The following is a 16140-nucleotide window of genomic DNA, read 5'->3' as shown; positions in this document are numbered from 1 at the left end:
TGGTCATCCATCAAGATTCAGTGCGGCCGGCTCTTCGGCGGTCCGCTCGTGGTTTCGATGCGCCCCATCGGACGTCACGGCCGAAGCGGCTTCACATCCACCAACCGGTCGAAGGCGAGCCCGCTCGAACCCTCGCCACGGCCGGTGATTTTCCGAGCGCCGCTCCAGACGAACACACTGCCGTCCAGCCAGCGGGTGCGCTGGTAGCCGAGCGACACGATCGCGCCGGCGCGCGGCACTTCCTCTTCCGGCACGAAGAAGGGCTGCGGCGAGGATTGATCCAACCCAACCCGCAGGAGAGAGGTCCGCGGCCTCACACGCACGGGAGGTGCGGTGTCACCCTCGATGATGCGCGGCAGGGCCGCGCGCTGCAGCTCGATGGCGCGGCCGCCGCCATCTGCCCGCACTGGAATGAGCGGGATCCAGTTCTCCGGCACGCTGCTCATGATGTCGTAGCGGATTTTCGCCTCGTTCTCATGGATCAATGCCGGCCCAACGGACCCTGCCGCCGCCACCAGCCGTTCCAGATAGGCGCGTGTGGCGCGCGCACTCGAAGCACCCGAGCGGCCATCACCGTCTGGTGCGGGAATCGTCTTCTCGATGGCCCAGACCATGTTCGCCATCTCGTCCCGCATGAGAACGACCTGCTCGAGCGGCCTGCCTTCCTGAACTTTCGGCACGGTCGGAAGGAGCAGCAGATCGGTGTCCGCATTGCGTCCTTTCCCGCGCGTCGAGTGAGTATACATCGACCAACGCTGCCAGTCCTCATCCTGCCCGCTTCCCGCGGCCGTCACCCAGATACGTTCTCCGAACACGGTAGTCACCATGAGACCGCGAAGGCTGACGAGCGTTCCGCTCTCGAGCGTCAGCGGGATGATGAACCAGTCGTTCGAGTAGACGAGCCCGAATTCGATGAACAAGAGCTTTGCAAGGTCCGTGGTGTCAGGCGTGATCTCGCCGAAGTTCGTGCGGCGGTCCTCAATGCCCCACCAACGGGGCTGGGGCATGCCCGCATAGGTCAGCGGCACCGGGATCATCGTGCGCGTGACCGATTTCCGCGGATCCGCCGCGCCGGCACCGGCATCCGGGGGCTCAAGCGAAGGGAGCGACGGGTCGACATCAAGACTATGCCAGTCGAGGGTGCCGTGATGGTATTCATCGGCGACATACACCTTCTCGCCGCTAGCCACCGGCGCTGAGCACGCGAACCGATATTCGAACCGAGAGGCCCGCCATGCCGGATTATCGGGAGCAGAAGGACGCGAGATCAATCGATCCACCCAGCTGACGAATGACCTGCTCGCGTCATCGAGCGCGGGCTTATGGATGTCGAGCACGGCCAGGCCGTCATAGGCGTGCCGACCGCTGCCGCCCTTGAGGTATTCATATAACGAGATCCCATCGACGGCTCGCCCCGCTACGGCCGCAAAACCCTGCCACACTTCGGGATCGGCGCAGACCGCGGCATCCGACGCCTGTGTGGGATCAGGCAGATCGAATTTGTACTTCCCCGCGAAGAGCGCGCCATAATTTCCGATTCCGGCCAAATGCCTAAGCCAGCGCCGCCCAGCCATCAGGCGCAGGTCGAGCGACACCTTGTCCCGACCGATACGGGTTCGCCACGGCAGCTGCTCCACCTGCGTTTCCAGGGGAATATCGTCTCTGAAATCCACCGCCGGGCCAGCGCCGGCACGAAATCGCGTCAGCTTCGATGTGGCGACATGCACCTTGGCGAAGACAGGCGAACCGGCATCCTCACCACTGAACTCGCCGACCTGCCACTGACGCGTCAGCATCCAAAGCGCGTCACGTATTTCGGTACGGAGAGCGCGCGTGAAATTGACGGTTCGCGGCCGCCCCTCCAGCCGATTCCACGTCGTTACCGTCGGAAAGCGTCGTGCCCCGAGCGCCTCCGGCATGTCGGTGATGTTGAAGCGGTCAGTCATCTGCCCCTCCCGGTATTCGCGCCACCACCTTGTTCACGCTGGAGTAATTGGCGGCGATGGAGATGCCGTGCAACGTCACCGCACTCGTCGTTGCCGGCAGGAAGCGCGCATAGGCTGTGGTGTCGACCTGTGCGGGCTCGACCGCGCGCAATCGCGCCAGCGACAGCGCTTCATCGAGCGCGCCGATCAGATCATCCCACTGCCAGCTTCCCTTCATCTGCGCGGGTGTCGCGAGCAACCAGGCCTGTGGCGCCTCACAGCCAGGCCGATCGTAGTGGAAGGCGGCGCCGACCGTCTCGCTGCGCACAGGGAGAACTTCCGTCCATTCGTCCAACAGCAGCCCGCACACTCTGTCCGAGAAATCCGGGACGCCTGCGAAATGAGCGGTATAGAGAAGCCGTTCGCCTTCGATGGCCTCGCCAGGGTCGAGTTCCATGGCGAGCCACGTGTCGTCCGCGCGATATGGGAGCTGCAATGGCACCAGTTCGCATTCGGATGCACCCATTGTGGCCGCCAGCGCATTCGCCTGTTCCCATGCGTGCAGCTTCTCGCGGACGCGCGTCGCGCCATGCAGCCAGTCGTCCACCGGAAATTCCCGGTCGTGATCCGTGCGAAGATGCTGAGTTAGAGTACCGTTCGCCCCGGCGGTGAATGCGTTCGACAGTTCGGCCGCCTGAGTGGCATTCAGGGTGAACTCCGGAATTAGCCGCAGATCTTCTCCCAATAAGGCGCGGCCGCCAGCCTGAAGCGCGTCAATGCGGGTTTTTGGATCGGCTGCCGCATCGTGAGCCGAGAGTGCGGCATCCGCGGCGACAATCCTCCGCCCGATCTCGGCATCGAGCGCCGCGCGGCGGCGCTGCAGATCCGCTAGGAACGCGTCCATGTCCGCCATGACGTCGTCGAGTGTGAAGGATTCTTGGTCGAAGTCGGTAAGCGGCAACACCGCTTGTATATCCGTCAGCAGCTTGGAAAGGCGCGGATCATTCGTGCCCAGCAATGTCCGCAATTGAAGACGCTTGGCATTCAGCGCGTCCCGCCGGGCCGGCAAGGCGTTGCGGTAGGCGAGCGGAGTCGCCGGCCGGGGTGATACCGGCACGCGGGCAAGCAGCAGATCCAGCTGGCCAAGCGCCAGGTATCGCTGTTCGTCGCTCGTGGCGGCAGGCAGCGCATTATACGCCGCGAGGCCAGCCTGGAAGCGGGCGAGCCGATCGTCCCACCGGGCGATCACTACATTAATGCGATCCAGCAGACCCGCATAGACACGGCGCCGCCAGAGATACATGAATCCCCAGCCCACCTGCTGAATACCGAATCGCGCCGCCCGTTGGAAAAGCCCCGCCGCCGCCGCTATGGCCGAATCGACGGGCGCCGCAAAGACCGCATTGGCGACGTCCTGTCGCAACGCAGCGAGAGCGTCGCGCACGCCCGCCACGCGACTGCGCTCGATGACCTGCGTCGCATCCTGCTGGCGTACGGCCTCGCCGCTCAGCGAAATGTCCGTTGGCGCAAGTGGGCGTGAGGCGAGCAACAGCGCGCGCAGATGCCGGATCAGCGATGCGACCTCGAAAAAGCTCTTCAACGGCTCCGGCAGCCGAGCCGTGTGGCGAATCGTGATCAGGGCATCAGAGCGCGGTGCGTGCGTCGCGACCACGGACCTCAGAATGCGGTCATCGATTTCGCCGAGCGCCGCCTCCCCATCGAGTGTCGCCAGATAGAGCAGATCGATGGGCTGCAGGTCGATATCGGTCTGCGTGACCGTCACCTCGCGGAGAATGTTGGCAACCGGATCGAACCATTCAACCTTGCACCCTACCTCGTCAGGCTCGGGGAGCAGGTCACGCAACCACACATTCAACATGGGCTGCGCGCGCGACCTTGGCGAGACGCCAATGCCGGGCAGCGGCGATACTTCTCCATTGGCGCCCGGCGCCAGATTCAATCCGACCCGATGCGTGAGCGTGAGGCCGCTCCTCGGCGTTCGCACCACCTCCGGCTCCGGTGCGAAGCCGCCCTTTGAATAAGCGTCAAGCGTCGCCGCGACGCGATCGTAGTTGCCAAGCACTGCCTGGTGGACGCCTTCAGCGACTGCCAGATCCGCGACCGCATCATGCGCGTCGAACAATGCGTCGATTTCCGCATCGATCGCGGTGCCCTCCGCCTGGCTCGCCGCCGGCAACGCCAGGCCGAACGGATAGGAGCGTTGGCCCGAAGTGGTGATATGCTCGATCAGCTTGAGCCCGTCGATCACATTGTTGGCCTCGACGGCTTCGATCGGAATGTCCGTGCCTGTTTGCGTCGAGACCATCTGGTCCGCCACGAGCGGAAACAGCTTGCGCAGGGGATAGATGAAGCGATCGAGCTCCAGCGCTCCATGACCTTCATGCAGGCCGCGCTGCAGACGATAGCCGAGCAGCGCGCCCAGCGGCTGGCCGTTGCGGATCCCTTCGATGAGCCCCAGAGCAACGCGCACGCGCGCCGAAGAGAGGTTCACCGCCAAAGCGCCCGGGTTGCCCCTTGAGGCATTGGCGAGGTACCCTGCGCGCAGGATCGCCGCGGTCGTCGCCTGATGGATCGATGGCGCCAGGATGTAGCCGCCATTGTCGGGATCGCGCAGCGGTGGCGCCTTCCCTTCCGGATCGAATAGCTGAGCGAGCTCGTCATCGAGCTTCGCTGGCTGCAAGGACGCGGTCTTGCGTTGCAGATTCTCAAGGACACCATAAGCGCCCAGGTGAATTCCCCGGCGTATGGGTACCGAATTTCCGGCGGAATCGCTCCCTTTGCGATAGCGAAGCGCCGAGAGCTGGTAGTGCACGAGACCGAGCAGCCATGCATCCAGCCTGAAGCTGGCTATATCGATGTGCTCGGCGAGACAGCGCTCCAGGCGTGCCGTCGGAACATCTTTCAGCAGATCCAGAGCGGCAAGCTGATCATCCAGCCACTCCGTAGCGGCCGTGCCGAGGCTCCTGGCGATATGCTCAGCCGCATTGAGGTCAGTGCCCGCGACGCGCGCATCTTGCGTGTAAAGATATACGTAGCGGCTTTCGGAGCCGGTCTTCTCGCCGGCAATATGCATGAACGCAGGCTCGTGCCGCGCGCCGGCGACTTCCTCCGCGGTCATGGCCTCCGTCTCCAGATGCAGCCGCAGGCTGCTGTCCCAATAGCCGAGCAGCAGGGCATGCCTCAGCATGACGTAGAGCAGCGCATCCGGCGCTTCGCCGCCCTTGAAGCCCCGCTCCTGGCGCAGATCCTCAAAGGCGCCGCGCGCGGCATCGAACAGCCAGGTGATGTAGTTGCGGTTATCGACCGTGTAGGCGCGAATGGCAGCCTGTTCGGACAAAGGGCGATCGTCGATGACCGGCCCATTCAGCCGGTTCGCGCGCGTGAAAAAGAACCGGCTGAGGCCGTCCGGCTCGATCGCGCCCGTATAGCCGAGCCTGCGCAACAGCGCGAGCGCGGCGGCTTGCGACTGGTTTCTCTCGAGCGCTGTGACGATCTGCGCGCCCGCATCCTGCAGCCTTGCGCGATTGAAGAGGTGCTCGAGGCCCTGGGAATAACGCTGGTGGAATTCGACGGAACCCGGATGCAATCCGATGATGTCGAGCAGGAGCTGGTGGGGATCACCTCGCTTGCCCACAAAACTCGCCGCCTGCGAGAGTTGAGCCCAGTCGCCGCGCATGGCGGCAAGCAGCTTCGCCAGCCCTTGGCGATAGGCGATGAAATTCGTCGGAATCCGCAAGCCGTCGATGCCATAGACGCGATCGTCATCCAGCCACTTCCACCGCGAAATCGCGCTTACCGGCAGTATACCATAGGGCTGATCGCCAATGCGCAAGGCCGGCAACATGCCACGGCCGGTGACGAAGTGCGTCTGAAACCAGCGCGTGGCCTCGATCTCAGCGGCGTCGAACACCGGATTCAGCATCGTTTCCATCGTGTAGCCGAATGTGGCGGGCCATAGCGCACGGTTCATGGCGCGCGCCTCGGCGAAATCCATCCCGCCGGCCTGAGGGAGGCGATCCAATGTCCGCGCATCAACGCCAAGCGCGTCGGCCAGCCAATCGCCATCGCGTCGCTGCCACCAATCGCTTCCAGGTGGCAGCTTGTCGCGCTCACCGAACAGGGCGTCGTATGCCGCATTGGCGTCGTCGCTGCGATCGTAGCCGGCACCCTTGTCATCGGTGTTGTTGGTGGGAGTTCCCTGGCGGACCAGTGCCAATCCCGCCCGGCCATAGCGGTGATGGCTGATCAACTCCTCCACGCGCTCCTGGCCGCCCTCGGCGTCCTCGGAGAGACGCAGGCCAATGGCGACCACGCGCTCAAGAGGTCGCGTCAAGTCGATACGCGCGGGGTCGAGCGGCACTTTGACGCCCATCCCCACCTTCACCGCGGCGCCGAAGTCCACCATCCAGCGCATCTCGTCCGGCACGCGCAGATTGCCATCGACGTCAGGCGCCAGCTGGTCATCCGCGGGTGCTGCAGGGTCCGGACCGGCAATGAGCGGCGACGGGATAGCCGCCCCCTGGGCTTCGAATACGAGATTACCGTCCTGGTAGCCCAGGATCACAAAGTGATCCGGCATCACTTCCACGCGGGCGGGTGATGTCCACGATCGGGACCGTGGGTCCCCCGCCGCAGGCAATGTCAGCCAGGAGAGCTCGAGCACGGCCAGATCCCGGGTGGTGGAGGCCGGCGGCGCGACATTCAGGTTGTCCGGCACATATCGCTCGATCAGCGGCGCGGGATCGCTTACGCCCGGACTTCCGGCGAGTGTCTGAAGCGCCGTCGCGATGCGCGCCTGATCTCCCGCGGCGCGCCAGACGGATTTCCAGTAGGCCGCGAGGGCCGCCTGTTCGTCGGCGCTCGGCGGTGTCTCGGTGGCAATCACCAGCAGCAGATCTTCCGGATTCCCCTTCTCGGGCGGGATATCCGGGGGGACGTAATTGCGCACGATCCACGCCGCGCGGCCGGAGCCGTGACTCGCCACCAGATTGCGCCACGCGGCGCGCCGCTGCGGCTCGTCCCCACCCGCGGCCCAGGTCTCGATCCAATAACGCCGGCCATTGGCCAACTCGGTTTCCGACAACTTGGGCTCGAAGGTGTCGATGGCACATGTATCAGGGTAAATACGCACCCACAGCTCCTCGCGCGTCGCGTCCTCGTCTGTGACGGTTTTGAAGCGCGTCTCAAGGCGAACGGGCAGCAGGAGAATGGGTATCTCGTCGCTCCACTGGGCGATCTCTCTGCGCGGGTCCGCGAACTTCGCAAATTCGGCAGCCCGCTTGGCTGCGGCGGCCGCGGCGCGCTTCACACGCACACGTGCCGCGGATTCCTCCTTGCGTGCCCGCTTGAGTTCCTTCGCGAGCTCGCCGTCACCCGCTCGCCGCTGCGTCCGCGCCAATTTGGCATGTTGTCCGGCGAGTCGCTCCACCTGGCGCCGGGAAGCGGCCAGTGCATCTCCCGCCTCTCGCGCCTCCCTGCGAGCCTGTTCGAGTGCCGAGCGTGCGCTGGTGAAGTCCGCCATGGTGTTCTCATCCCGCCGGAAGTGCTTCGGCAGCGTGCACGGCGACCATGACGGGCGCCTGATACATGATGTAAGCGAGTTCCGCGGCGCTGACGCCACCATCCCAGCGCACGTTCTGGTCCTCAGCGCGCTGCTCCTCTTTTTCAGCCTGATCCGCCGGCGAACTTGCGGGGATGGTCGGCGGGTTGGCACCCAGGGGCTGTATGAACTGCCCGTTCATCGGCACGCGATCCCAACCAAGATCGTTATAGACCACGATCTGGGGATCGGAGGTTTCATCGAATCCGAAGCGCGGCTCGCCGGGGCGTTCCTTGATGACGAAGAACCATCCTGCCGGATCGCCCTGATTCTCGCCGCTGCCGCCGCGCGCCGCCGCGACCGTGAGGTCAAAGCCAAAGAAATAGATATCGGGCTCGATCTTCGCCTGGTAGAGCGGCGTGCGCAGCTTCTCACGCGGAGGGTCCGCCTCTTCAGCGGCAGTGAGCTCCACCAGCGAGCGCTCCTTGGCGCGATCGATATCTCCGTTCGGCTTGCGCGCCCAGTCCGCGGCTTGCGCATAGATCACGGCAGTCGGGTAACGCTTGAGCAGTTCGCCGCGGATGACCAGCACGACTTCTTCCTCATTGTCCCCGGTGCGCTCGCGCGCGTCATGATCGCCGAGCTTCGAGGCGCGGGACCAAAGATGCAAGGGAGGGATGTCGCGCAGCTTCTCCCTTAGGGTTGCGTCGTCCGCTCCAGCCGCGGACAGGAAACTCGACACATCCCAGAACTGGCGAAAGCAGCTGCCGCGCTGGTCAGTCGGATATTCGCGCCATAGCAATTCGCGTGCGAATTCATGATTGAGGCCGACCATGTAGGCCTCGATGAATTTCTGGTTCGTTTCCAGAAGAGTGATCGTGTTGTTGCCGATGAAATTCACGTTGGGGATCAGGAGCTCGGCGGAGATATCCCTCAGGGGCGCGTACATCGGCAGGTCAAACACCGGATATGCCATCGCCTCCACGAATTCCTCCGGACGCTCGGCGCGGATACGAGGAGGTACGCGGATCTGCGCGCGAGCGAGCCGCGGTATGGTCAGCGCCGGATCAATAGCCGCCAGCGTTTGTCGCGCGACCCGTGGCAGGTCGAGACGCGGCCTTGCCGGCCCGTTCTCGCCAACCGTATCCGCGTCGGTGCTGGCGCGCAGGAGCCGGTTGAGATCCTTGAGCGCGGTCTTGAACCGGGCGCCCTCAGCACTGTCCGTGCCGCCCTCCTGGAGCGTCACGGGATTAACTGTAGTGCCCGGCACTGCCAGCGTGAAGTCAGGGCTTGCCGGCAGCGCATCGACGGAGGCAGGCGTCTGGCCGAACTCCTTCAAGCTGTCAGTCGCGCGAAGCGTGCGCAATGCCCGGTACAAGGCGTAGGCAGCGGCGGCGCCGACGACGACAAGCACCATCGCCACCAGAGGAAAGCCGAGGAACCACAGCAAGACCACAAGCACAATTGCGACTATCAGCGGCAGTGCCACGGCCCATGGTGAGTTGCGAAGGAGCCCGGCGAGCCAGCCGGGCAGCATACTCGGCAGCGCCGCATCGACCACCTGGTCAACGGTGACGACGCCGGGCGGCACGAACTTGGGTGGCGCAGCAAGCACCTGCCCACTATTCACGCGCAGGATCAGATCCTGCCGACGGATGCTTTCACTGAAGGGCAATGCCCGCATCAGATGCGCGCCCGACCGCGTCATTCGTCGCATGGTGGGCGCCAAAAGCGCCGGCGGCACCGCACTCGCGGCGATGACGGATCGCATCGTCACCCCGCCGGCGATCACGCGGGCCTGGACTGGCTCCGTCAGCGCAATCGCCTGCGCGGGATCATTGGCGCTGATCGCCCCCAGATGCGTCTTGTGCCATACGAAGGCGGCGCGTTGGGAGAACTTCAGGCGCCGCAGTCGCTGATTTGCCTCGAGCACGTCTCCTACCTGCTCCCACGCGGCGGCCATGAGATCTTCCTGCTTGTCCTGCACGACGCGAGTGCCAAATCCCGCGGGCACGCGGAAGCGCGGATCGAGGTTCAGCTCGTGCACCCAGTTCTGGGGATTGGGTACAGACTGTCCGGTCCGCTCCTTGAGGAGCCGCTGTGTGAGCGCATGCCAACGGCCATATAGAGGCGGCGTGATCAACGGGTCAGGGTCCTGCGTGATACCGCTGACATCCGGCACCGCATTCGCCTGCGCTGCGCTCGAATGCTGGTAGTCATCCGCCAGGTTAATCAAGGCCGCGAGCTTGCTCTGGAAGGGATGTGGCGTTGGTTGCGCCCAGTTTTCCTGCGCCAGGACCGCGTCGTGCTCCTCCTGACTCAGGCTGGAGCGCGGCACCCTCAGAGCGCCCCCGAGCTGGAGGACACCATGCAGTCTCGCATCGTCGATGCCGGGCAGGTTTGCACCGGGGCGTTGCACATCCATGTCCCGCACGCCCACGCGTCTGTCGACAGGACGCGGCTGCAGAAGCCTCACAAGCGCTTCGAAGTCACCGAGCGCGCCGGTGCGGAACTGCCAGCGATAGTAGACAGGAAAGACGTTCTTGTCCTGGCCGTTGCTCTTCCAGGCGGAAGCGGTGGCGTTCGGCGCCGCGCCCGGATCGAGCCCGAGACCCGCGAGCCGGCCAGACTCGAAAACCGGGAGCACAAAGGCGTGATAGGTCTTGTTCGCCAGCAGCCGCCGAGGCGAAACGATACGGGAATAGGCAATGTCCGCATCACCTCGCACGGCCGCATCGAGGCGCGCGGCGACCGCATCTCGATCCGCCGCGACAATCTCCGTATCGCTCGCGGTGATACCGCGGTTCACATGGATATGCGCCCAAGCCCACAATGTATCCGGATCGGGCATGGCATTGGCGAGAGCATCGTCGGTCAGGGTGATGACCGGCAACGGGCGCGTCTGCGCGTCCGACGTCTCTCCAAATTCGTCCTCCGCGAGCACGATGAGCATCATCCAAGGCCGTAGCCTCACGCCTGCGGCATCCGGCGCCGCCGGCGTGTAGCGCCAGGGAAGAGTTTCGTCGTAGAACTCGATCGCGGCGACATAATTGGGTTCGAAGTTGGTGATCCAGTCGCGTGGTTCCGTGCGCACCACTGTGCGCGCGTCGAGCCCCAGAATGTCCCCTGGCCCGTATAGCTGGACCGCGCGCGAGACCGGGTGGGGCGTGTCGCTGCCGTCCAGACCATGCGAAGTAAGCGTCAGCGCGACGTCGATCTCGGCGCGTGTCTGCGCGGCTGGATTCGGATCGGGCGCGGTGATGCGATTGGCGAGGCCCTCACGCGCCCAGGACAGGAAAGTATAGTCTGCTTTCATGCCGCCTCGCTCATCTCATGGGCCGGAATCACATGAAGGCTGATGTTCGGATCAGCCTCCGCCGCGTCATGCATCCACTCCCGCGCCTCGCTCTCGGTCGCAAAGCCAGCGCTGGCGGCCGAGGCCGCGCGGTTGTCCGTCGTGAACACGACCGCATACTCACCCTGGCTGACCCGGATGCTGTCGTCGAAGGGTTGAATGCCCTTGCGCCGACCTTGCGAGAAGGCATTTTTCGAAACAGCACCACCTTTGAGGAAGTGCGCAAACAGGGCGAGACCCAGCACCCTAAAACGACGTGTGAAGCGCCGATAGTAAGTGTCAATGGTCGTGATTTCGTATCTTAGCGAGCGCTTGACCGCTCGGCCGGCGCGAAAATCACTGCCCACCACGCCGAGCTCGACACCGCTGACTTCGTTCTGGAATGCCGGCGCCGCGAGCTTCTGCGCATCGTTGAGATCGCGGAACTGCGCCGGCGCGAAGCCACGCCGCGCATCACGACGCTTCGCAAGGCCAGGGGACGCTACGCTCAACGTGAAGCGATCCGCATCCGCCGGCTTCTGCGCGCCGACCTTTTCAAGCGTGAGCCCGAGGGGAATAGCGCTTTGATTGATCTCCAGCGTGCCGATCGGGTGCAGTACAAGCGCGTCCCCGGGAAGGTCCAGCTTGCGCAGCGAAACGAGGAGATTCGTCGCCGGCGGCGGCAGCGCACGCCAGTTCTCGGCCTTGGCGAACTCGGCAAGCAGCAGGTCCACAATATATATTGGCGGCAAGGTAGTGTCGCGTGCTTCGCCCCAGGTCTCATCGAAGTCCGCCGAGATCGAAATGAACAACAGGCTGACGGAGCCGCGGCCGCGCACCCTCCAAGGTGTAGGCCCTTCCAGCGTGAACTGCAGATCAAGACTGAACACACCGACGCCGAATGCCTTGAGGGATGCTCCGGCGCTGATTTCGACGATCAGGTAGAAGGGTGAGAAGCGCACCAGGGCATCGAACGCCATGTGCCCTTCGATGGCTATGGAATCGTAGCCGAAGAACAGCTCCGCGCGCATGCCCGCCTGCACGCTGTTGGTGGTGATGGCGAAGTAGGTTTCCGCGCGGATGCGGGCGACCGGCGTGTTGATGATGTCGAGCGAGATGCGCTTCGGGCTTGGGAAGGGCAGCGGCGGGGGCGAGAAACGCGGGTGAAAGCCGCCCACCGAAAGCACGAAATTCGCATCGTCACCCACGGCGATGAGCATCCCCATCTCGCCTTCGAGCGTGATGAAGACCACCCGCGAATCGAACAGCGCCGCGAAGAACCAGCCGCGCTTCTTGTCGAACTCGATGGCGCCCACGAAATTGACCTGAAGCTTCAGGACCTCCGCTTCCTCGTCGGGCAGGATCGCCTTCAGCACACCCAGGATCGCCAGATTGCCGGGAATTTCGATGATGATGCCGAGCGAGAGGCTGATCAGCGTCGGCGTGCCCCAGCCCAGCTTCGCCATGGGGCCGATGAGGAAGCGGTTGAGATAGGGTGGGAAGATCGTGCGCAGATCGCTGATGATGCGCGGCGCATTCGCCACCGGATCGGTGGGAAACAGGATTCCATCGACGGCGCCCGTGCGCACGCCGAGGGCCAGCGCCTCGAGGACGACGGTACGATTGAGGCCCAGGAGACCGCCGACACCGATCAGCTTGAAGCCATAGCCGAGCTGAAAGCCTGGACTGAACTCCGCCGTGATGATGATCAGCATCGAGAAGCCGCGGCTGCCATCGGGCAGGCGCGTGGTGATGAGGCCAATGGCTTTCAAGCTCAGAAAGTCCGCAATGGTCAGCTCCATGGCACCGGCATATTCGCCATTGTCGAAATCGAAGAAGAGGTAACCCCCTCCCTTCACGACGCCGGCATCGATGGAGAGACCCACGCCCTTCGGCGGCTTGAAGCCGAAGGACACGTCAAGCGGCCCAAGATTGCCGGAGCGATCGCCTTTGATCACGAACGTGGCCTGCACGCCGATGTCCTCCACCACGGCGGCAAGGGGCCCCAGCTTAGCGGAGATGCCCGTCGCGGCCGTCACCGGGATCTTTGCCGCGTCGAATTTCGCGCCGAGTGTCAGATAATCGATCTCGATCGGCCCCAGCTGCAGATGCAGCGGAAGACGGATCTCCAGGCCCGAGCTGCCGATGAAATAGAAGCCAGCGTCGTTCGCGATGCCGAAACCGAGCTCGAAATCGGTGGTAATCCCCTCCTCAGGCAGCAGCTTGGCGATAAACCCGTCGGCATCGTCGGATTTGAGGACGAGCCGGCCTTTTCGCAGCTCGGTCTCCGCGAAAAGGCGGATCGAGGCCTGCTTCTCGACGCCGAGCGCCAGCGTGCCGGAACCGATCTCGAAATGGATGCCACCGGGAGCGCCAAGCGATACGAGCTTGCTTTCGGCCACCGCCTCCTCGCTCGGCTCCAGTGCGATGCGGGCGCCGAGTTGTACGGAGTCCGCGAATTGCGCCGCATTTCCGGTGAACAGGCTGCCCGTGAACCGCAGCTCACCCGAACGGGAAAGCGTGACGCCGAGTCCGTCCGCGACATTGGCGCTGAACTTCAGCAGCATGTGCAAGCGCTCGCCCAGCGGAATGTCGATGGTGCTGCCGAAGCTCAGCGCCGAGCCGATGCCTGTATACTTGCCGGTGTTGAAATTTCGGATGGGGTAGAGTTCCAACGCCAGATCCGCAGCCGGTTCATCCGCGATCAGCGGAACGCGCAATGTCGTCAACTCGTCGGAGTCGTCCTGCGACAGCAGGTCCGCGTTGTCGTTGAAGCGCCGGAGAATGGCCGCATCGGGGGATTGAAAGCCAGTCTGGAGGCCGAGCGACAGACCGAGGTCGCCGACGAACTGCAGGATGCGGAAAACATACACTTCGTCATTGCTGGTGAGATTCGTCAGCACCATGCCGATCGGATCCGTGAAGAGATCCGGCAGCTTGTCCCAGTTGACGGTGCGTTTGAGATAGGCAGTCTCGAATTGAGTGGGTGCGGACGTCACTTCCTCGGTTTCGACGAGCCCAAGCAGCCCCAAGGCCGAACCGAGCGTCCTGTAGTGATCCTCGAGCAGACGCAGGATGAGATAGTCAAGGAGCTTGCGGCCGATGGACCCCACGATGTCCGTCTGGTTGAGGATATCCGAGCCCGCGAAGTTGGCCTGGATGCTGGAGGCGAACTGATTCAGCGAAACGATAATTGCGGCGACCGCCGGCAGGGTCCGCAACGCGGCCTCGCCGATGGCCTCCGCATCCGGGTCCTCGGGCAATTCCTCGATCGCCGCGACGAGCGCATCGACCGCCGTTATGGCCGTGCTCAGATCCTGGAAGGCAGTGACGGCCGCCGGCGGCTGGTAACCGAGTTGAACAAGAAGAGCAGCAGCCTCGTCCTGCGAGCCTGTCGCCTTGACGAGCGGCCCCGAGAAGCGCTGGACCAGATCGCGTAGGAAGATGAGATCGCTGACTTCCATGATACGCCAGAGCTCAGGGCGGCAACGCGCCGGAAGACTTAAGGAAACTCACATACGTGGCTGAGGCATCCGACGTCGGGCGCGTCGTCAGAGCGCCCGTGTCCGTCGCCGTGAGGCGCCCAAACTTGAACTTCGGCATCTCCTGGCGACTCAACAGCTTAAGACTTCCTCCCTCACCCCCGAAAACCGGGAAGGTCTTCTCCGTTCCGCTATCGGGATCGAGAAAAGGAATTTCCCAGAGCCGCCGGTCGTAGATGCTGCCGCCAGCCGTGGGCGTGCCAGTGCGTTGGATGACCGTGGCCTTATCCAATCCTAAGTTCCTTTGATCGCCAATCGTGTCAACTCCGCGAGGCGAGATCGAGAACGCCTTCAAGTCAGGCACTTCAAACACGATGAATCCGGGTTCCGACAGCTGGGGCTGTTTTGCTCCCCGCACCTTCGGGGCTTTGTAGTTTCCGTATTTGAACTCGACGTCGATTACGAACCAGAAGACGGTAACGTCATTGTTGTTCTTGTCCTTTGTCGTGTCCGTCAGCGTCTGTACCTTTGTTGTCGGAATGGACGTATTGTTGCTGCGCCGATAGTCCAGAAAGATACGGCCGATCGAATAAGCTCGATGTATCGCGGTCTGCAGGTCCTTGATCAGGTCATCGTGCAGCGACTCGACAGTTTCCGGCTCGTCCAGCCCATGCCCGCTGAAGAGGAAACCCTTGCGGTCGGCGAATTTCCGATTACCGCAGTTGACGACGATGGAGTGCTCGCCGCTCCAGAAACCCAGCGGCATCACTTGCGGATAGATGCCGTGATTGAAGATGTACACGTGATCACCGACCTGGAAGTCGGCCGGCACAACCTGCTCCTTGGAAAATACTTTCTTCGCTTCGGTCGGCTTCTCCCAGAGATAATGCGTTTCCGGGAAGAGGGTGGGATGGATGATAGCCAAATGGTTTGGACCACGCGCGTGAATCGCCTTCAGGAACTGATCCACCCTGTCCGCCTCGAACAGTGAATCCATCAGCACGCAGGAGACCCCGTGGGCGCAGTCGAAGAGATTCGAATCGCACGGGTCGTTTTTCGCCTTCCAGAGCGTCTCCGCAGCCTTCTTCGGATCCGGCGTGGTGTTAGGCGGGACACGAACTCGCAGTGGAACCATGCCGGCAGTAAAACGCTCCCATAGATCCTTGGAATCGAAATTCACGCGCCAGGCCGGACGCGCGGCGGTCGGCACGAATGTGGTGCACTCGCCTGGATACACGAATATTCCGTTTTCGTTCGGATTGACGTCATAGACCATGCGCAGTGCCGTGCGATAACGGCGCCGTATGATGAATTCGAACAATGCATCCTGTGAGGATTCGGCGAGTGCGAGATTGCCTGCGATGGCGCCATAGATGATCTCGACGCGCCGCGCCGTGTCCTTGCGCTCAAACATTTCGATTGCGGCGTCGAGCGCGAGGCGCAGCTTGAAGTCACGGCCGGCCGTGGCGCCCGTATTGGTGGGCGGATTGACGCGCGCATTGGCCTTGTTCACGATGTCGCGCGCCTTGGCTTCGAGACCGGAGTCGGAGGTCGTGGCAGCCAGCGCATCAAGCACCGCGCCAACGAACCACTCGCGGTTCTTGACCGAGTACGTGCTGTCGAACTTCTTGTCCACACTGAGCTTGGCGACCAATGTCGCTCTGAGCTTCTTATCCATGCAGGGTGCACCTCTATGGCGACTCGAGCCGGAATCGACCCGGCGGGTCCTACAGAGACAGACGTAGCGAAGTTGGATCCAGCACGCCCCAAGCTAGTTCTGGATCGGGGATGATCATAGCAGGTGTTCGGGTTTCCCGGAAGGCACGGACTGGCACAAGC

Annotated in this window: 5 protein-coding genes; all 5 read right to left on the bottom strand. The window is 63.3% G+C overall.

Annotated features, from left to right (window positions below):
• Positions 1-74: 74 nt before the first annotated feature.
• The 5 genes from G5V57_RS20840 to G5V57_RS20820 are packed head-to-tail and all read right to left on the bottom strand — an operon-like array spanning position 75 to position 15979.
• Complete coding sequence (locus tag G5V57_RS20840) at positions 75-1946, bottom strand: hypothetical protein (protein WP_165169481.1); 1872 nt, start codon at positions 1944-1946, stop codon at positions 75-77.
• A complete protein-coding gene (locus G5V57_RS20835) occupies positions 1939-7467 on the bottom strand; it encodes a hypothetical protein (protein ID WP_165169480.1) in 5529 nt (1842 codons plus the stop codon). Before G5V57_RS20835 ends, G5V57_RS20840 begins: the two co-directional genes overlap by 8 nt.
• Positions 7468-7474: 7 nt before the next feature.
• A complete protein-coding gene (locus G5V57_RS20830) occupies positions 7475-10801 on the bottom strand; it encodes a hypothetical protein (RefSeq protein WP_165169479.1) in 3327 nt (1108 codons plus the stop codon).
• Positions 10798-14283 carry a DUF6603 domain-containing protein gene (locus G5V57_RS20825; protein ID WP_165169478.1) on the bottom strand — a complete coding sequence of 1162 codons (3486 nt, stop codon included), beginning with the start codon at positions 14281-14283 and terminating at the stop codon, positions 10798-10800. The genes G5V57_RS20830 and G5V57_RS20825 overlap by 4 nt, the downstream gene beginning before the upstream one ends.
• Positions 14284-14296: 13 nt before the next feature.
• Positions 14297-15979: a hypothetical protein gene (locus G5V57_RS20820; RefSeq protein WP_165169477.1), complete on the bottom strand. Its 1683-nt coding sequence runs from the start codon at positions 15977-15979 to the stop codon at positions 14297-14299.
• Positions 15980-16140: the final 161 nt, after the last annotated feature.

The organism is Nordella sp. HKS 07 (genome assembly GCF_011046735.1).
GTDB lineage: Bacteria > Pseudomonadota > Alphaproteobacteria > Rhizobiales > Aestuariivirgaceae > Taklimakanibacter.
This window is presented reverse-complemented; position numbering and strand designations above follow the sequence as displayed.

Bases quoted from the DNA above. Each gene is read 5' to 3' on its own strand.
- G5V57_RS20840 (WP_165169481.1), bottom strand. From the start codon at position 1,946: ATGACTGACCGCTTCAACATCACCGACATGCCGGAGGCGCTCGGGGCA.
- G5V57_RS20825 (WP_165169478.1), bottom strand. From the start codon at position 14,283: ATGGAAGTCAGCGATCTCATCTTCCTACGCGATCTGGTCCAGCGCTTC.
- G5V57_RS20830 (WP_165169479.1), bottom strand. From the start codon at position 10,801: ATGAAAGCAGACTATACTTTCCTGTCCTGGGCGCGTGAGGGCCTCGCC.
- G5V57_RS20835 (WP_165169480.1), bottom strand. From the start codon at position 7,467: ATGGCGGACTTCACCAGCGCACGCTCGGCACTCGAACAGGCTCGCAGG.
- G5V57_RS20820 (WP_165169477.1), bottom strand. From the start codon at position 15,979: ATGGATAAGAAGCTCAGAGCGACATTGGTCGCCAAGCTCAGTGTGGAC.